The 17,844-nt window shown below is 48.8% G+C and carries 18 protein-coding genes; 5 read left to right on the top strand and 13 right to left on the bottom strand.

Features of this window, described 5'->3' with window-relative positions:
• Positions 1–12: 12 nt before the first annotated feature.
• From ACYSNS_RS06340 to tpiA, 11 genes are all read right to left on the bottom strand, one after another.
• Entirely contained in the window at positions 13–1,359 is a 1,347-nt protein-coding gene (locus ACYSNS_RS06340) for a pyruvate dehydrogenase complex E1 component subunit beta (RefSeq protein WP_461722408.1), read from the bottom strand.
• 55 nt (positions 1,360–1,414) lie between these two features.
• On the bottom strand, positions 1,415–2,455 hold the full coding sequence (gene pdhA, locus ACYSNS_RS06335) for a pyruvate dehydrogenase (acetyl-transferring) E1 component subunit alpha (RefSeq protein WP_461722292.1): 1,041 nt from the start codon (positions 2,453–2,455) through the stop codon (positions 1,415–1,417).
• Between the two features lie 129 nt (positions 2,456–2,584).
• Positions 2,585–2,914, bottom strand: coding sequence for an FtsB family cell division protein (locus ACYSNS_RS06330; RefSeq protein ID WP_461722291.1), 330 nt, complete (start codon positions 2,912–2,914; stop codon positions 2,585–2,587).
• Between the two features lie 338 nt (positions 2,915–3,252).
• Entirely contained in the window at positions 3,253–3,663 is a 411-nt protein-coding gene (locus ACYSNS_RS06325; RefSeq protein WP_461722290.1) for a TM2 domain-containing protein, read from the bottom strand.
• Between the two features lie 259 nt (positions 3,664–3,922).
• Positions 3,923–5,197, bottom strand: coding sequence for a phosphopyruvate hydratase (gene eno, locus ACYSNS_RS06320; RefSeq protein ID WP_461722289.1), 1,275 nt, complete (start codon positions 5,195–5,197; stop codon positions 3,923–3,925).
• A gap of 92 nt (positions 5,198–5,289) precedes the next feature.
• A complete protein-coding gene (gene kdsA, locus ACYSNS_RS06315) occupies positions 5,290–6,123 on the bottom strand; it encodes a 3-deoxy-8-phosphooctulonate synthase (protein WP_461722288.1) in 834 nt (277 codons plus the stop codon).
• Position 6,124: 1 nt separating this feature from the next.
• The gene (locus ACYSNS_RS06310) at positions 6,125–6,994 is read right to left on the bottom strand and encodes a VOC family protein (protein WP_461722287.1); all 870 of its coding nucleotides are present in this window, start codon (positions 6,992–6,994) and stop codon (positions 6,125–6,127) included.
• A gap of 3 nt (positions 6,995–6,997) precedes the next feature.
• Entirely contained in the window at positions 6,998–8,626 is a 1,629-nt protein-coding gene (locus ACYSNS_RS06305; protein ID WP_461722286.1) for a CTP synthase, read from the bottom strand.
• 233 nt (positions 8,627–8,859) lie between these two features.
• Entirely contained in the window at positions 8,860–9,474 is a 615-nt protein-coding gene (locus tag ACYSNS_RS06300) for a L,D-transpeptidase (RefSeq protein WP_461722285.1), read from the bottom strand.
• 240 nt (positions 9,475–9,714) lie between these two features.
• Positions 9,715–10,164 (bottom strand): preprotein translocase subunit SecG, encoded by a 450-nt coding sequence (gene secG / locus ACYSNS_RS06295; protein WP_461722284.1) that lies wholly within the window; start codon positions 10,162–10,164, stop codon positions 9,715–9,717.
• Positions 10,165–10,245: 81 nt separating this feature from the next.
• Complete coding sequence (gene tpiA / locus ACYSNS_RS06290) at positions 10,246–11,010, bottom strand: triose-phosphate isomerase (RefSeq protein ID WP_461722407.1); 765 nt, start codon at positions 11,008–11,010, stop codon at positions 10,246–10,248.
• Between the two features lie 159 nt (positions 11,011–11,169).
• Here tpiA and ACYSNS_RS06285 point away from each other — a divergent pair, with 159 nt between their 5' ends.
• Genes ACYSNS_RS06285 through ACYSNS_RS06265 form a run of 5 tightly spaced genes read left to right on the top strand, consistent with a single transcriptional unit; the run spans position 11,170 to position 16,598 of the window.
• A complete protein-coding gene (locus ACYSNS_RS06285) occupies positions 11,170–13,059 on the top strand; it encodes a peptidyl-prolyl cis-trans isomerase (RefSeq protein WP_461722283.1) in 1,890 nt (629 codons plus the stop codon).
• Positions 13,060–13,066: 7 nt separating this feature from the next.
• Positions 13,067–14,086 carry an anthranilate phosphoribosyltransferase gene (trpD, locus tag ACYSNS_RS06280; protein ID WP_461722282.1) on the top strand — a complete coding sequence of 340 codons (1,020 nt, stop codon included), beginning with the start codon at positions 13,067–13,069 and terminating at the stop codon, positions 14,084–14,086.
• Between the two features lie 2 nt (positions 14,087–14,088).
• A complete protein-coding gene (trpC, locus tag ACYSNS_RS06275; RefSeq protein WP_461722281.1) occupies positions 14,089–14,889 on the top strand; it encodes an indole-3-glycerol phosphate synthase TrpC in 801 nt (266 codons plus the stop codon).
• Positions 14,882–15,361 carry a cyclic pyranopterin monophosphate synthase MoaC gene (gene moaC, locus ACYSNS_RS06270; RefSeq protein ID WP_461722280.1) on the top strand — a complete coding sequence of 160 codons (480 nt, stop codon included), beginning with the start codon at positions 14,882–14,884 and terminating at the stop codon, positions 15,359–15,361. Before trpC ends, moaC begins: the two co-directional genes overlap by 8 nt.
• 4 nt (positions 15,362–15,365) lie before the next feature.
• Positions 15,366–16,598, top strand: a complete 1,233-nt coding sequence (locus ACYSNS_RS06265; protein ID WP_461722279.1) for a molybdopterin molybdotransferase MoeA — start codon at positions 15,366–15,368, stop codon at positions 16,596–16,598.
• Here the strand turns inward: ACYSNS_RS06265 and ACYSNS_RS06260 are convergent.
• Positions 16,593–17,453, bottom strand: a complete 861-nt coding sequence (locus tag ACYSNS_RS06260; RefSeq protein ID WP_461722278.1) for a phytoene/squalene synthase family protein — start codon at positions 17,451–17,453, stop codon at positions 16,593–16,595. The genes ACYSNS_RS06265 and ACYSNS_RS06260 overlap by 6 nt on opposite strands.
• Positions 17,450–17,836, bottom strand: coding sequence for an Mth938-like domain-containing protein (locus ACYSNS_RS06255; RefSeq protein ID WP_461722277.1), 387 nt, complete (start codon positions 17,834–17,836; stop codon positions 17,450–17,452). The genes ACYSNS_RS06260 and ACYSNS_RS06255 overlap by 4 nt, the downstream gene beginning before the upstream one ends.
• Positions 17,837–17,844 lie beyond the last annotated feature (8 nt).

The raw sequence follows: 17,844 nt of genomic DNA, 5'->3' as shown, positions 1-17,844 counted from the left end.
GTGCACTCTCCTCTAAGCCTTATAGGTCACAGATTTCACTGCATCGACCACTTCGGCCACACTCGGCAAGGCCAATTTTTCAAGATTTGCCGCATAAGGCATCGGAACATCTTTACCTGCAATGGTCACCACAGGTGCATCGAGATAGTCGAAAGCCTGTTGCATGACGCGCGTTGCAATCTCTGTACCAACCGATGACTGCGGATAGCCTTCTTCAACGGTAACCAAGCGGCCGGTTTTCTTGACCGATTCTATAATCGTCGGCAAATCCATGGGACGGATAGTCCGAAGGTCAATCAACTCTGCGTCAATACCGAGCTTTTCCAATTCCGGAAGTGCTTGGACAGCGTAATTCATGCCCATACCATAAGCAACCATCGTCACATCATTGCCGGCTTTATGGATCCGCGCCTTGCCAATCGGCAAAACGAAGTCATCAAGTTTTGGAACTTCAAACTGATGGCCGTAAAGCAGCTCATTTTCAAGGAATATAACCGGATTATTGTCGCGGATAGCGGCCTTTAAAAGACCTTTGGCATCAGCCGCAGTATAAGGCATAACAACCTTCAAACCTGGAATATGGCTATACCAAGACGCATAACACTGTGAATGCTGCGCCCCCACGCGTGCCGCAGCACCATTGGGGCCGCGGAAAACCATCGGCGCAGACATTTGGCCGCCCGACATATACCGTGTCTTGGCAGCTGAATTGATAATCTGGTCAATTGCCTGCATAGCAAAGTTGAAGGTCATGAACTCAACAATCGGCCGCAAACCACCAAAGGCAGCACCGACACCAAGACCGGCAAAACCATGTTCGGTTATCGGCGTATCGACAACGCGACGTGCGCCAAACTCTTCCAACAATCCCTGACTGACTTTATAAGCGCCCTGATATTGAGCAACTTCTTCACCCATCAAAAAGACTGTTTCGTCACGACGCATCTCTTCAGCCATTGCCTGATTAAGCGCATCGCGTACTGTCATCATGACCATTTCCGTACCGGCAGGAATATCAGGATCAGATGCGACAATCGCCGGTGCGGGCGCAGCCACTGCCGGAGCAGCAGACTCTGGCGCAGGCTTTTGCGCAGATTCTTGTTCCGCCGAGGTTTTGGATGGATTAACCGCTTTTCCGATGTCATCTGCCGTTTCACCTTCTTCAAGCAAAACCGCGATCGGTGTATTAACCTTCACACCTTCAGCACCTTCAGGCACCAGGATCTTTCCTATTGTACCTTCATCAACAGCCTCAACTTCCATTGTAGCCTTATCGGTTTCAATCTCGGCAATAATATCACCGGAGGTTACTGTATCACCCTCTTTTTTCAACCATTTCGAGAGTTTACCTTCTTCCATCGTTGGAGAAAGCGCCGGCATCAAAATATCAATAGACATAGTCGCTTTCCTCGCTTTAAACTAGAATATCGGTATAGAGCTCGGAAACATCCGGCTCCGGATCAGTTTGTGCAAAATCGGCCGCATCAGCAACAATTGAACGAACCTGCTTATCGATATCCTTCAACGAATCTTCGCTCGCCCATCCTTTATCGATCAACCGGTTTTTTACCTGATCGATAGGATCATGTTCAGCACGAACCTTCTGCACTTCTTCTTTCGTGCGATATTTGGCCGGATCGGACATCGAATGTCCGCGATAGCGATAGGTTTGCATGTCAAGAATGATCGGGCCTTTGCCCGCACGCGCCCAGGCAATTGCTTCATCCGAAGCAGATTTGACAGCACGAACATCCATACCATCAACTACAAGCCCCGGAATTTCAAAGGAAAGACCACGACGTGAGAAGTCAGTTTCAGCCGACGCACGCGAAACGGCTGTCCCCATCGCATACTGATTATTTTCAATGACATAGATCACAGGAAGCTTCCAAAGCGATGCCATATTGAAGCTTTCATAGACCTGCCCCTGATTGGCTGCACCATCACCGAAATAGACCAGAGTGACATTGTCTTTACCTAAATATTGATTGGAAAACGCCAAACCTGTACCAATTGGCACCTGCGCGCCCACAATACCATGACCGCCGTAAAAGTTCTTTTCCTTTGAGAACATATGCATGGAGCCGCCTTTACCCTTGGAAAAGCCGCCTTGACGCCCGGTCAATTCTGCCATGACACCACGAGGGCTCATGCCTGCAGCCAGCATATGTCCATGATCACGATAAGATGTGATAATCTGGTCGCCTTCCTTGGCAGCCTTCAACGTACCTGTGACGACAGCTTCCTGCCCGATGTAAAGGTGACAAAACCCACCGATAAAGCCCATACCATACAGCTGACCCGCTTTTTCTTCAAAGCGACGGATCAAGAGCATTTCGCGATATGCGTCCAGCTCTTCTTCCTTGGTGAAATCTGCCGGCTTCGGCGTTTTGGCGGTGTTGGATAATGCAATCTGCGTTTTTTTCGCAGAAGTTTTTTTAGCCCGTGCTGCCATATCAAACTCCCTATAATGGTTGTTTAAAAATACGCTGTCCGAGCGAAAGATACAAGCACTATAAAAACGCTGTGAATTTCTTTTAATCGATTGTATTTAAATTGATTTTCTTAATTAACTCGATTTTGGTTAATTCGAAAGATCACCCGGAGAGGTCAAAATAACCAACTCGTTCGGCTTAGAAAGGTTCAAATTTTTCCTCGCATATTCGTCGAGCATATCGCGTTCTATATGGCCGTCTTTCAACAATGCGACTTTCTTTTCTATTCCGAGCCGTTCCGTCTCAAGCTTTGTCAACTCAGCGTTCAAACTATCAATATGCTGCTCAACCTTTACACGCGAGTAAAGCCCATATTCACCATGATAGATATGATAGCCGAAATATCCCAAGACACCAATCGTCATCAATGGCAAAACAAATCGCCCTTTAATTGATCTACGTTTTTGCTTGGTCCACATATTCTCGCTTCCTGAACGACTCGGCTCAGTCATGCACAATTTTGATTAACGTCCGATTACCGCCATCAAAAAAGGGCGCACTTTTTTTGTTTATTTCAACAGCTTCCCTGAGAGCAATAGCACCCGACTGGAATAATCTAACCAATCGACCTCTCATCGCATCGACATAAGCGCGTTTAGCCGATCGAATAGTTCCATATTGCCAAATCTCGTTTCCCGGTCTGCCAAGCTCCAGATCTTTATTGCGCAAAACATATCGCAAAAAAATGGATGGCTCGCAGAGCGCGAAACCATCCATCTACAAATTCGAAAGTAACACAAACCCGAAACGGGTAATGTTAGATCCGTTCACTATCGATTTTATTGCCGTCTTTATCGGTAAAGTTACCCATGAGAATAACGATAAAATCGATCAGAGCCCAAATGGCCGTGATAAAAATGCCAATAACCGTCAATGTCAAAACGAGCATCAATATACCCGTACCGATTTTTCCGACCATAAAACGATGAACACCTAATACACCAAAGAACCAGCAAACAATTGCAAGAACAATCTTGGAATGTTTCGATCCTACCTGTAGTGGAAAGACGTTCTTGGCCAGATTTCCTTCGCCAATAAAGTCGACTTCAGCGCCCGCAGCTGGCTCACCTTGGCCCGCCCAATCCATGCGCACAAACTCGTAACGATTGCCGTCTTGTCCCGAGATCAGCCCTCTATTCTGATTGTAACTAAGAATAGATCCCCTCATATAAATTCTCCTAATGAAATAAAGATAGAGGTTTATAAAACCGGTCTATGGCAATCGCAATATGAACATGTGTTTCATTTGGTTTTTCAAGATATTTTTCCAAAGTACGCATAGCAAGAACTCTTCAACATGAGGAGAAACCAAATTTCCATACATAATAAAATAGTGTGGGAGCGAATATGTACGGTATAAAAAACATGGAATGAAATAAAAAAGCGGGCAGAAGCCCGCTTTTTTTTAATTTCACTATTCAGAGAACTTAGATACGAAATGCCGATGCGCCAGCGTAACGTGCCTGCGGTCCAAGCTCTTCTTCAATACGAATCAATTGATTGTACTTAGCCAACCGGTCAGACCGAGCCAAAGAACCCGTCTTGATCTGTCCGCAATTGGTGGCAACAGCCAGATCCGCAATCGTTGAATCCTCTGTTTCACCCGAACGGTGAGACATAACAGCAGTATAACCTGCCTTGTGGGCTGTTTCAACGGCATCCAATGTTTCACTAAGGGAGCCAATCTGATTGACTTTAACCAGAATTGAGTTGGCCACACCCATTTTAATACCGTCGCGCAAACGGGCAGAATTCGTCACAAATAGATCATCACCAACCAATTGACACTTATTGCCGACGAGATCGGTAAGAACTTTCCAGCCTTCCCAATCATCTTCTGCCATACCATCTTCAATCGTGATAATGGGGTAAGAAGAAATCAATTTCGCCAAATACTCGGCTTGCTGCAATGCATTGCGGGTTTTGCCCTCGCCCTCGTAGACATAGGCGCCGTTTTTGAAGAACTCGGTTGATGCGCAATCGAGACCAATGGCAATCTGTTCACCGGGCTTATATCCAGCAGCCTCGATAGACTCCATAATGAAATCCAGTGCATTTTCGGCACTCTTCAAATCCGGTGCGAAACCACCTTCATCGCCCACATTGGTATTAAGACCAGCGTCTTTCAGGCGTTTCTTGAGTGTATGAAAAACTTCTGCCCCGTAACGGACGGCCTCTTTCAAGGTTGGCGCACCAACCGGTACAATCATAAATTCCTGAAAGTCGATCGGGTTGTCGGCATGGACGCCGCCATTAATAATGTTCATCATTGGAGTTGGCAGAAGATGGGCTTGCGTGCCTCCAACATAGCGGTAGAGTGGCAACCCGGCCGATTCCGCAGCCGCTTTCGCGACAGCTAATGATACACCCAGAATAGCGTTGGCACCGAGGCGAGCCTTGTTCGGCGTGCCATCCAATGCGATCATCGCCTGATCCACGGCAATCTGGTCTTCAGCATCGCGTCCGCCGAGCTCTTCCAGGATCTCACCGTTAACAGCTGCAACAGCTTTTTCGACACCCTTACCTTGATAGCGTGTTCCACCATCACGAAGCTCTACCGCCTCATGCGCGCCTGTGGACGCACCGGAAGGAACGATCGCGCGGCCAAATGCGCCATCTTCCAACACGACATCAACTTCGACAGTCGGATTGCCACGGCTATCCAGAACTTCACGGCCAACAATATCCACAATTGCAGTCATCTATCGTTTCCTTCCCGATTGGGTTTGTTTGATTAGTCTTATGCTTTAACCAAATACATGTCGGGAATATTCCCCGACATGTATGAAATTGATTACAGTTGCTTTGCCAGTTTATCAAAGGCCATCAAAGTCTCAAGCAGACTTGACAGATCACTCAACTTTACCATGTTGGGCCCGTCGGAGGGCGCGTGGTCTGGATCCTGATGGGTTTCAATGAATACACCGGCAACACCAACGGCAACAGCCGCGCGCGCCAGAGTTTCAACAAATTCCCGTTGACCACCTGAAGAACCACCCTGCCCGCCCGGCTGCTGCACAGAATGGGTTGCATCAAATATGACCGGCGAACCGAATGATGCCATGATTGGCAACGCCCGCATATCGGAAACTAAGGTGTTATAGCCAAACGAGACACCGCGTTCGCATGCCATGACATTGGCATTTCCACTCTCGGTGACCTTGGCCAGAACGTTTTTCATGTCCCAAGGCGCCAAAAACTGACCCTTTTTTACATTAATAACCCGTCCGGTTTTAGCAGCTGCAATCAAAAGATCGGTTTGCCGGCACAAAAATGCCGGTATTTGCAATACATCCACTACGGGTGCGACGGCAGCGCATTGGTCTTCCGTGTGTACGTCAGTCAGAACGGGAAAACCGAATTGGCTTTTCAAGTCGGCAAAAACGTCCATTGCCTTCTCAAGGCCAATTCCGCGTTTGCCATTCAACGATGTACGATTGGCTTTATCATAGCTTGATTTATAGACCAGTCCGATGCCCAGTCGATCGGTAATTTCCTTAATACCGCCGGCCATATCAAAAGCATGATCGCGACTTTCCATTTGGCAAGGGCCCGCAATCAACGACAACGGAGCCTTATTGCTGAACGTAACATTCCCGACAGTGATGGAGCTGTTTGCTGTGGTCATTTCATTCCTCAAATACGTAAAAGGGGCTCTGCTTATCTTCCGGCACGACAATCAAACGTTCACGTTCTTTCTTATGTGCAACATTATTATGCAGGAAATATGATGCTGGTTTCGTCAAACACGACACCCCAAAACCTAAACCACGAAACGACAACTTAGAATTTCCAGCTGTTTCGACGCCGCAGAAATCAAACATCGCCTGGTTTGATAGTAATCTGACTTCGGCATTTGGAAGTTGGTAACAAATCAAATCAGGCTCAATCAAAGATGGAGAAGAGCGGAAAATCTTATCTAAAACTTCGCGATAACGATCCGGTTTCTCGGCGGACATATAAACGGTCAACAAACGATTGGCACCGTTTTGATGCTGCTCCAAAGCTGACTTTCCACCCATCTGACTGCCAATGCGTTGGCAGCAAAAGAAAAACACATCACTATCTTTGGATTCCACTGCGAAAGCCAAGCGAAAAGCGGCTCTTTGCACATCACCATCCGGCAATCGGAAGGGACGTTCGAATTCCAGCATGTCACCAGCAGAGATGCCGGCATCTAGAAATTCCAGATGATCTTGATCTGCATCATCCGTCTTGAAAACCATAGCAGAAAAGCCATTATCACCGTTTTTCTGCCGCCAGTAACGGTCTCTTACGATGAATTGGTTTCGCGCTTCAATCGCTTTTAGGTAGTTGTTGTCATCATCCACCGCTAGAAATTCTAGGTATGTGTCGCGTGATAGAAAAACACAGCGGTTTGCTGTTCCGAATGGATGTCGCCCCTCGGCAGCCACGGTGAAGCCTAAACGCGACAGATTGCCTGCCGCAGCCTCTAATGAGGCCACTGGCAAGACAAAATGGTCGACAAATCGTTTCAAAAACTACACCAGTCTACTTTGTTCCATCGCCGCCTCAATAAATGAGGCGAACAGAGGATGAGGTTCAAAAGGCCTCGATTTCAATTCCGGATGGTACTGTACACCGATAAACCAAGGATGGTCGCGATATTCCACCGTTTCTGGTAAAATTCCATCCGGTGACATTCCGGCAAAGACCAGACCACAGTCCTCAAGTCTTTGCTTATAATCCACATTAACTTCATAGCGGTGCCGATGGCGTTCGAATATATCCGATTTTCCATAAATCTTGGCTATATGACTGCCCTCACCCAGCATAGCTTCATAAGCGCCAAGCCGCATTGTTCCGCCCAGATCACCGGAGGCTGCACGTTTTTCCAACGCATTCCCCTTTAGCCATTCTGTCATAAGACCGACAACAGGTTCCTTCGTTGGACCGAATTCCGTCGACGACGCATTTTCAATACCGCAAAGGTTACGCGCCGCTTCGACACACGCCATTTGCATACCGAAACAGATACCGAAGAACGGCACTTTACGTTCGCGGGCAAAACGGATTGCTTGGATCTTGCCTTCCGCCCCACGCTCACCGAATGCACCCGGAACAAGAATACCATGAACTTTTTCGAGATAGGGCGTTGGATCCTCTTTTTCGAAAAGTTCGGATTCGATCCATTCAAGATTGACCTTGACCTTATTGGCAAGGCCGCCATGCGTCAAAGCTTCTATCAGAGATTTATAAGCGTCTTTCAATCCCGTATATTTGCCAACAATCGCAATGGTAACCTCACCTTCGGGATTATGTATACGGCGTGTAATTTCTTCCCAGCGTTCCATCTTCGGCTTCGGTGCCGGATCAATGCCAAAAGCAGCGAGCACTTCCGAATCGAGCCCTTCACGATGGTAGGCAATGGGAACATCGTAGATTGCCTTGACGTCCAGTGCCTGAATAACCGCGGTAGGACGGACGTTACAAAACAGTGATAATTTGCGCCTTTCCGATTCAGGAATCGGACGGTCGGAGCGAACAAGTAAAATATCGGGGGCAATACCAACCGACTGAAGTTCTTTGACCGAATGCTGTGTTGGTTTGGTTTTAAGTTCACCTGCAGCCGGTATATACGGCATTAATGTCAAATGGACATAAACCGCGCTTTGTCTTGGGAGTTCATTATGCAGTTGTCTAATAGCCTCAAGGAAAGGCATTGCTTCAATGTCGCCGACGGTGCCGCCAATTTCACACAAGACAAAATCATAATCTTCATTACCTTCGGTAATAAAGTTTTTGATTTCATCCGTTACGTGCGGAATAACCTGAACAGTCGCGCCGAGATAGTCTCCACGGCGTTCACGCTCAATAATGTTGCGGTAAATACGGCCAGTTGTAATATTGTCCTGCTTGTTGGCGGAACGTCCGGTAAAACGTTCATAGTGACCAAGATCAAGATCTGTCTCGGCGCCATCGTCTGTGACAAAAACTTCGCCGTGCTGATAGGGCGACATCGTGCCCGGATCAACATTAAGATAAGGGTCTAGCTTGCGGATACGTACGCGATACCCGCGAGCCTGTAATAAGGCAGCTAAAGCTGCTGCGGCTATGCCTTTTCCAAGGGAAGAAACCACGCCACCAGTAATGAAAACATATCGTGCCATGGGCTTATGGTGATAAGCGCTCCAATATGATTCTTCCAGTAAAAAATGAAATTTTGGCGCAAAAAATATAAAAGTCCACAAGCCTTTGAAACGGTCACTCACCACGAGCGCTCATGCATTGATTCAAGTTATTGAAAAAACGATTCACCAAATCGCGCTAAGTCTCTGTTTTATCGCCAATAAAAAAAGCCCCGCAATCAGGCGGGGCTTTCCATTCGGACAAACATTAGGACTTACAGAACGACAACTTCAGTTCCCAAATCAACACGATCATAGAGATCCAGCACATCGTCATTGATCATGCGGAAACAACCGTTAGAGGCAGATGAACCGATTGTCCAAGGCTGCACAGTGCCGTGTATACGGATATAGGTGTCTTTATTGCCTTGCCAAAGATAAAGCGCGCGCGCTCCGAGCGGATTTCCCGGACCGCCATCCATGCCATTTGCAAATTTCGAATAATGTTCCGGGCTGCGCTTCACCATATCCTTGGTTGGTATCCAACGGGGCCACTCACGCTTGAAACGAATATTGGCAGTCCCTTTAAATTGCAGGCCGATTTTACCGACAGCAATTCCATAGCGACGAGCTGTCGTCGGTGTTTCGATCAAATAAAGAAAATAGTTCTTTGGATCTATAACGATAGTTCCCGGCTTGTAACCAGAAAAAGAAACCGTTTGTGGGCGGTATTTTTCAGGAACGTTATAGCTTTTTACGGCAGGGATCTGAACACGCCCGCCAGCGCCGGCAGCCGCTACCTGCGGATTATCTTTTGGAGCAGCAACAGCTGCGCCCGCGGATACAATAAACACACCGGAAAGACCGGCAATCAATAAACGATGGATCATCTCATCTCAATCCCGCGACGAATGGTTAAAGTGCGTCTTGTTGGAAACTTATGGTCATCACATACGCTGAATTAATACGCTTCTCAATGACTTCCAGTCTCGTCAACAAAAGATGTTGACCATCTATGGCAGCACTGCAACACTTTATTATTCTGCAATAAAGTCGGCGCATGCCCAAACCAAACAAAAAGGGCGGAAAACCGCCCTTAAAGTCTCACCATACGATGAAAACTAATGTCATCAATTTCCCGGAACGGGGTTTTCAGGCTGCTGAGGCACCGGATTTTCCTGTGCTGGTACAGAGGGAGCCTGCTGGCTTTGCGGTTGAGACTGGGTATCGCCTTCGGTTTCCGGCTTGCCGCCCAACTGTTCCAGAATAGAAGGTTGTGCGCCATCAGCTGGTGCCTGCCCCGTTGCAGGAGCCTGACCTTCGGTCGTAGGAATACGATTGAGAATGTCAGAAGCTGGATTTGAAACGCTATCCACAACGACGAGAATGATAGATGTAGCAAAGAAGCAGATCGCAAGAATTGCTGTCAGACGCGTCAGCGCATTTTTGGTTCCGCGTGCTGTCATGAAGCCCGAACCACCGCCAATACCAAGACCGCCGCCCTCTGACCTCTGGATCAGGACGACACCGACAAGGGCGATAACGATTAGAAGATGGATGACAATCAATACTGTCTGCATATGCTCTGCTCTAACTTTAATGTTCGCGGCTGTTTACACGCAAATAACACATAATCCAAGAGGCAACCGGAAAATCTTTCCTTATAATTTCCGATATGCATCGCAAATAGCCAAAAAGTCCGTTGCTTTCAAACTCGCCCCGCCAACCAGCGCACCATCGACATTGTTAACACCCAACAGTTCAACAGCATTGGATGGTTTTACCGAACCACCATAGAGCAGACGCATTTCCTGCCCTGCGCTGTCAAAACGCTCTACAAGCTGTCGACGGATAAAAGCGTGCACTTCGGCCACATCATCAACGGTCGGTGTTTTTCCGGTACCGATTGCCCAAACAGGTTCATAAGCAACGACTGTGTTCTGTGCTGTTGCGCCAGCAGGTAGCGAGCCGGCAAGTTGTTGACCGACAATGTCGAGAGTAAGCCCGCCTTCACGCTGTGCGAGTGTTTCGCCAACGCAGATTATGGCAACCAGCCCGGCGCGCCATGCTGCTTGTGCTTTTTCACAAACAACATCATCGCTTTCATGATGGTCTGTACGGCGCTCCGAATGACCGACAATGACATGGCTTGCTCCGGCTTCTTTCAACATTGGTGCGGAAATGTCGCCTGTATGGGCGCCACTATCGGCAATATGGCAATCCTGCCCACCCAATAATAACTTTTCGCCATCCAGCGTATCTGCCGCGCGCGACAAGAGCGTAGCAGGCACGCATATCAAAGCTTCAAACAACAGGCCGAGATCCGAGCTGACACCGGCGGCAATTGCACGCAATTCCGTCAGAGATTCGCCAGTACCATTCATTTTCCAGTTTCCAGCGACCAACGGTCGAACATTCGGGGTCATCATTTCACCTCAATAACGGTCATAAAAGCATTTTTACGACTTTAACTACCAAATCGCACAGCCAAAGCAAGTCTTTAACCTTGCATCTTGTGCGCCTTTGTTGCAAATCCTATCAGAGCTTTTTGCTTTTATGAAGCCAATTCAAAACGGAACCAACCGATGCTTGATACCATACGTAACGCCGTCAACTCTTGGATTGCCAAAGTCTTTCTCGGAATCCTTCTCCTCTGCTTTGCACTTTTGTGGGGCGTACCGGAGTTGCGCGAAAGCACCGGCAACGACCTTTTGATCTCGGGAAAGTCTAAAATCAAGGTCGACACCTATCGTCTGGCTTTGGGAGACCAAACCATGCGTGTATCGGTTGCATCCAATCTGGGTCGCATGCTGACCCCCGGCGAAGCGCAGCAATACGGCATCCCTCAGTTTGTCTTGAATCAATTGCAGCAAGATGTGCTGTTTGATGAGCAAGCACGTTTGATGAAGATAGGCGTTTCAAAAGATGGTATAGCACGGGCAATTGGTGCAGATAGCTTCTTTCATCAACAAGGTGGCTTCAACCGCAATTTATTTTTGAATTACCTGCAACAGTTACGAGTGAGTGAGGCCGATCTCGTTGCCTATTATGCGACCAAGGAAAAACGCGACCAGCTCGTCTTCGGTGCAGTTGGCGGCATGAAAGCACCAGATGTTTTCTATTCTGCGCTTTTAACCTATCAGGGAGAAACCCGTACCGCCGACTATCTGGTGATCACACCGAAGGAATTGGATGCCATTGGTGATCCTGATCAAGCCACATTGGACAAGTGGTTTGACGCTCACAAAAACGAATTTCGCGCGCCGGAATATCGTAAAGTAACACTGATGCAAATGACAGCGGAAGAACTTGCGAAGCCGCAAGATATATCCGCAGATGAAGCTCAAGCCTATTACAATCAAAACGCTTCGCGTTTCATTGCTCCAGAAAAGCGCACCATTCAGGAACTCCGCTTTAACACACGTTCAGAAGCTGATAGCGCTGCTAAAAAGCTTTCTGACGGAATGTCATTCGATGACCTTGTAAAATCGCAAAACCAAACGCTTGAAAAGATAACCAAAGGGCCTTCAGCGAAGACCGAATTTCCGTCCACGATTGCATCGGATGTATTCACGCTTGCCAAAGGCAGTGTGAGCGCCGTTATCAATGATTTACAGGGGCCTGTCATCTTCCGCGTTGTCGATGTAACGCCTTCGGCTCCCATTCCGTTTGCCGAGGCTGAAAGCGGCATCAGACAAACCTTGGCGCAAACGAATGCTGCAAAAGCAATGCGTGAAAACCACGACGCCATTGAAAATGCGCGTTTTGAGGGCGTTTCGCTACAGGAGCTTTCGCAACAATATAAATTGCGGCTTCAAGATATAACAGTCGATGAAAAAGCAGAAACACCGGAAGGCCAGACGCTCACCGACCTGCCGCAGCAGCCGATTTTACTGGATGCCATTTTCCAGTCAACCGAAGGTGCTGACATGGACCCCATAGCGCTGCAGGGTGGCGGATATCTCTGGTATCGCGTCGCCATGATAACACCTGCACGCGACAGAACACTTGATGAGGTTCGTCAAACCGCCATAAACGGTTGGAAAGCTGAAGAAATCCAGCGCCGACTTGATGAAAAAGCCACCGAACTCGCCAAAGAACTCGATTCTGGCAAGACAATCGATGAATTGGCTGAAACATTGAATCTGCAAAAGCAGACCGCCCGTGGCCTACAGCGTGGCTCTTCTGCGGAAGTGTTAGGGACAGACGGTGTCAATGCTGTTTTTGCCGGCCCCAAAGGCCATAATGGCATGGCAAAAGGCGCGCTTGCGGACAACCGTATACTCTATACAGTGACAGAATCCGTTGAACCGCTTAGCACCAGTGCCCAGTCATTGGCGCCGGAGGCTCGCAAAAATATCGACATGTCAATAGCAGAAGATCTTCGGCTGGAAATGTTGCAGATTGCTAGCGATGAACACCCTGTCAAAGTCAATACAAACAACTACAACCAGATATTGAATAATCTGCAGTGAGGATGTGATGAGCGACCTGAAACCCTTCATCAACAAGGCGGCAACGGGTACACCATTGACGCGGGACGAGGCTGAACAGGCTTTCACCATCATGATGTCGGGGCAAGCGACGCCCGCCCAGATTGGTGGTTTCCTCATGGCGCTTAGGGTGCGTGGCGAAACGATTGATGAAATATCGGGAGCGGTTGCTTCCATGCGCAAAAAGATGCTGCCCGTCGCTTCGGTCGATGGTGCCGTCGATATTGTCGGTACAGGGGGGGATCAATCCGGTTCCTATAATGTCTCCACGGCTACGGCATTTGTCGTTTCAGGCGCAGGTGTCCCGGTTGGCAAGCACGGCAACAGAGCGCTGTCTTCAAAGTCAGGTGCTGCCGATGCGCTGGCTGCTCTCGGTGTCAATATAGATGCTACGCCGGAGGTTATTGGTCGTTGTATCCGCGAAGTGGGTTTGGGTTTTATGTTCGCCCCTACCCATCATTCAGCCATGCGCCATGTCGGGCCGGCCCGTGTAGAGCTTGGCACCAGAACGATCTTCAACATACTCGGCCCGCTATCCAATCCCGCCGGTGTCACCAATCAGCTGATCGGCGTGTTTTCACCAGAATGGGTGGAACCAATTGCGAAGGTGCTTCAAGGTTTGGGTTCAAAATCGCTCTGGGTCGTTCACGGCAGCGGTATGGACGAATTGACAACGGCCGGAGAAACCCAGGTAGCCGCGTTGAAAAATGGCGAAATGACAACCTTTATCGTCACGCCCGAAGAAGCCGGACTGGAGCGTGTTACGATGGATGCACTGAGAGGTGGCGATCCACAGCATAATGCCGATGCCTTGCGGGCTGTTCTCGACGGAAAAAAAGGCGCCTATCGGGATATCGTCTTGTTAAATGCTGCAGCAGCTTTCATCATTGCGGGAAAGGCCGAAACCTTGAAACAGGGGGTCGAGATAGCGGCCGATAGTATTGATCAGGGAAAAGCCAAGGCAAAGCTTGAACAACTTGTTCGTGTTTCGAACAATCCGGGTGCGTGACGATGAGTGATATCCTTAAGAAGATAGAAGTTTATAAACGCGACGAGATCGCTTCCGCAAAAATAGCATTGCCATTGGACGATATCATAGCGATTGCAAAAGATGCCGATAGGCCGCGCGGATTCTATCGCGCTTTGCAGAATAAAGAGCAAAGCGGTGCGTTCGGGCTGATAGCAGAAATAAAAAAAGCCAGTCCATCAAAGGGGTTGATCCGACCGGATTTTGATCCGCCTGCATTGGCCCGGGCTTATGAAAAGGGGGGTGCTGCCTGTCTTTCAGTGTTGACAGACACGCCTTCCTTTCAAGGGGCGCCAGAATTTCTTCGTCAAGCGAGAAAAGCATGTACGCTGCCTGTTTTACGCAAGGACTTTCTGTTTGATAGCTATCAAGTCTATGAAGCGCGTGCCTGGGGGGCGGATTGCATCCTGATTATTCTTGCAGCCGTCGATGACGCGCTTGCATTGGAGCTGGAGGACACCGCGTTTGAGCTTGGAATGGACGTGCTTATAGAAACACATGACGAAGAAGAAATGGAACGGGCTTTGAAGTTGAAGTCGCCATTGATAGGCGTCAACAATCGCAATCTCCGTGATTTCCATGTTGACTTGGCCAATGCCGAGCGGCTGGCGCATATGGTGCCGGACGATCGTCTGCTTGTGGGGGAAAGCGGCATATTCTCGCATGATGATCTTATGCGTTTGCAAAAAAGCAACATCCGTTCCTTCCTGATAGGTGAAAGTCTGATGCGGCAAAACGATGTTGCTGCGGCAACAAAGACGTTATTGGGTCTGCCGAATGCCTGAGAAACTGACGCATCTCGACGACAAAGGCGAAGCGCATATGGTCGATGTCGGTGGTAAGGTTGAAACCTTGCGCACCGCGGTTGCAAGCGGGCGCATCACCATGTCCGAGAAAACGCTTGAGGCTATCGAGAATGGCCATGCACCAAAAGGCGACGTTTTGGCCAGTGCCCGAATAGCCGGCATCATGGCAGCAAAAAAAACTTCTGATCTCATTCCCCTTTGTCATCCTCTGCAATTGACAAAAGTCTCTATTGATATTGTTGCTGATAAGACCCTTCCCGGTTATCGTGTGACGGCAACAGCCAGCCTTAACGGCAAGACTGGCGTCGAGATGGAAGCTTTGACCGCGGTGTCCGTTGCGTGTCTTACCCTCTATGACATGGCAAAAGCGCTTGATAAAACAATGATTATTTCAGATATTTGTTTAGAAGAGAAACACGGCGGAAAATCCGGAGTGTGGAAAAGAGGATAGCGCTATGGCACTGCTTAATATCGATGATGCTTTGGGTCGTCTTCTATCCGCAACGAACGTGCTTGAAAGCCATCATCAAAGCTTGAGCCATATTGGCAGAAGGCAGGTTTTGGCGCAGGATATAAGCGCCCAATTGACCCAACCGCCATTCCGATCATCTGCGATGGATGGTTACGCATTGCGTTTTGCCGATTATAATAGAGGGACAAAGACTTTTAAAGTTATAGGGGAAGCGGCTGCGGGCCGGCGCTTCAATGGTGCTCTTGGCGAAGGGGAAACCGTACGTATCTTCACTGGTGCGCCTGTTCCTGATGATGCCGATACAATTATCATACAGGAAAACATCGAGAAGAACGCGGACGGTTCAATAACGCTCCAAAAAGCAGTTTGCCCTGATGATAATATTCGCCCCGCCGGTGGCGATTTTAAAACGAATGACGTGGTTTTAAAACAAGGAAAGCTTCTTTCACCCGCAGCTCTCGCGCTATGTGCATCGAGCGGTCACGCATCGATCAGCGTTGTTCGGCGTCCACGTATCGCGATCTTAGCAACAGGCGATGAGTTGGTCCTTCCCGGACACCCGATGGAACAAGACCAGATTATCTGCTCCAATTCGTTTGGCCTTGCGCAAATTGCGCGTAACCATGATTGCGACGTCATTGATCTTGGAATAGCACGTGACGATAAGGATTCAATCCGTATCGCAATAGACAAAGCAAAGCAGGCCAAAGCCGATCTTCTGCTGACAAGCGGTGGTGTTTCGGTTGGAGAATATGATCTCGTCCAGACAGTCTTGAAAGATCAGGGCATGGATTTGGATTTTTGGAAAATCGCCATGCGTCCGGGGAAACCCCTCATGTTTGGCACGCTTCCCGGTCAAGACAAGATGCTGGTTTTAGGACTTCCCGGTAATCCGGTATCGAGCCTCGTATGCGCCCATCTGTTCTTGGTGCCTATCTTGGAAAAAATGTCCGGCCGCCACCATGCGCACCGTATTGAAACGGCATTGCTTACGTCATCGCTTCCTGCAAACGGCCCGCGCCGCCATTTCATGCGCGCCACTCTTGCGCGAAATCCCGAGGGAAAGTGGCTGGCTACCCCGGTAAAAAGTCAGGATTCTTCGCTTATAAAATTTTTGGCCAACGCTGATTGTTTGATCATCCAAGATGAAAATAGCGCTGCGATGGCCGAAGGTGACATGTGCAAGGTGTTTATTCCCGACGATGCTGGGTTATGAACCCTTCGGCATTTTTCCACTGACGGCTGCCTTCGTTACCAACCACAATTGCTGTAATGGCGATAAATGGATCGACTCGATAAACGCTTCGGCTCCAACCTTCTCCATTCTTTTCAGTATGGCGGGAATGATTGCCAACGGCAGATAAGCCGTTTTAAGGCTTTTAGGAAGCTCCGCATAATTTAACCGGAAAATCGCGTAATGTTCCTGCGCAAGTGCCGTGACTGCCGTAACAACTCTTGCCTTTTCTTCTCCATTGCCCTGACTTGAGGAGAGATCTTGCGGGTTTGCGCCCACTGCACGGATAATATCTGCGGGCAGATACATTTGCCCACGCATTTGCGTGAAGGGGAGAAGGCGCAGCAAACCTGTTATCGCTTGTGTAACACCGCCATGGCCAGATGCATCGACGGCATGGTGTGCCGCATCTTGATCAAGTATCTGGCAAGCCAATTGCAGGATCGCACTTGCCGTTTCCCCACAATATGCCTCTAGCGCATGCGTATCGGGCATAGGATCGTTATAAAGATCGAAAATACGTGCATCGCAGTAACGTAAGAAAGCGGCTTTTGGTAGGTTATACTGGTTAATCACTTGCAAAAGTGCATGCAATACAGGATGGCCCTCACCGTCCTGCGTTTGATCACCAGAAATGGCGTCGCGCCACCATCGCAACCGTATCTCACCAACCAGAGGTTCCCTGACGGTTTCTCGGATACGGGCTATTTCAACGTTGAATGCATAGAGCGCAGCAAGCCCGTTTCGCTTCTGCTGCGGCGCAAACAATACCGAAAGATACCTTTCACGGTCGTTTTTGCGCAAAAACTCGACACAGTATGAATCTGGCGTATTCATTCGACAGCATAAAGCAATGCTGCGACGGCACGATCTTCTGCCAACAGCACATTAAATGTACGAACCGCTGCACCCGTGCTCATTGTATCGCTTGATATCTGCTTGTCGCGCAATGCTGCTTTCAGTTCTTCAGGCAGCCTCAGGAGATCAACACCTGTGCCGATTAAAAAGACCTCGATATTTGCCGATTCCTCTAGAACCCTACTGATATCAGCCATTGATGGCACAGGGTTTGGCATCTCGATGCCGTATATGCCGGAAGGAACGCATACAATTGAGCCACGATGCGACATATCGGCAAAGCGAAAACCCCAATTACCATAGGCATCAATGGGCGCACGGCCGGGAAAATGCGCTTCTCTTATTTGTATCGCGTCAAACATGATGCACC

The organism is Bartonella sp. LJL80, assembly GCF_054871565.1.
Note: the sequence above shows the minus strand (reverse complement) of the source record. Positions and strands in the feature narration are given on the sequence as shown.

Bases quoted from the DNA above. Each gene is read 5' to 3' on its own strand.
- ACYSNS_RS06305 (WP_461722286.1), bottom strand. From the start codon at position 8,626: ATGGCACGATATGTTTTCATTACTGGTGGCGTGGTTTCTTCCCTTGGA.
- kdsA (WP_461722288.1), bottom strand. From the start codon at position 6,123: ATGACCACAGCAAACAGCTCCATCACTGTCGGGAATGTTACGTTCAGC.
- eno (WP_461722289.1), bottom strand. From the start codon at position 5,197: ATGACTGCAATTGTGGATATTGTTGGCCGTGAAGTTCTGGATAGCCGT.
- ACYSNS_RS06325 (WP_461722290.1), bottom strand. From the start codon at position 3,663: ATGAGGGGATCTATTCTTAGTTACAATCAGAATAGAGGGCTGATCTCG.
- tpiA (WP_461722407.1), bottom strand. From the start codon at position 11,010: ATGACCCCGAATGTTCGACCGTTGGTCGCTGGAAACTGGAAAATGAAT.
- ACYSNS_RS06330 (WP_461722291.1), bottom strand. From the start codon at position 2,914: ATGTGGACCAAGCAAAAACGTAGATCAATTAAAGGGCGATTTGTTTTG.
- ACYSNS_RS06340 (WP_461722408.1), bottom strand. From the start codon at position 1,359: ATGGAAGAAGGTAAACTCTCGAAATGGTTGAAAAAAGAGGGTGATACA.
- ACYSNS_RS06255 (WP_461722277.1), bottom strand. From the start codon at position 17,836: ATGTTTGACGCGATACAAATAAGAGAAGCGCATTTTCCCGGCCGTGCG.
- secG (WP_461722284.1), bottom strand. From the start codon at position 10,164: ATGCAGACAGTATTGATTGTCATCCATCTTCTAATCGTTATCGCCCTT.
- moaC (WP_461722280.1), top strand. From the start codon at position 14,882: ATGCCTGAGAAACTGACGCATCTCGACGACAAAGGCGAAGCGCATATG.
- ACYSNS_RS06300 (WP_461722285.1), bottom strand. From the start codon at position 9,474: ATGATCCATCGTTTATTGATTGCCGGTCTTTCCGGTGTGTTTATTGTA.
- ACYSNS_RS06285 (WP_461722283.1), top strand. From the start codon at position 11,170: ATGCTTGATACCATACGTAACGCCGTCAACTCTTGGATTGCCAAAGTC.
- trpD (WP_461722282.1), top strand. From the start codon at position 13,067: ATGAGCGACCTGAAACCCTTCATCAACAAGGCGGCAACGGGTACACCA.
- ACYSNS_RS06260 (WP_461722278.1), bottom strand. From the start codon at position 17,453: ATGAATACGCCAGATTCATACTGTGTCGAGTTTTTGCGCAAAAACGAC.
- trpC (WP_461722281.1), top strand. From the start codon at position 14,089: ATGAGTGATATCCTTAAGAAGATAGAAGTTTATAAACGCGACGAGATC.
- ACYSNS_RS06265 (WP_461722279.1), top strand. From the start codon at position 15,366: ATGGCACTGCTTAATATCGATGATGCTTTGGGTCGTCTTCTATCCGCA.
- pdhA (WP_461722292.1), bottom strand. From the start codon at position 2,455: ATGGCAGCACGGGCTAAAAAAACTTCTGCGAAAAAAACGCAGATTGCA.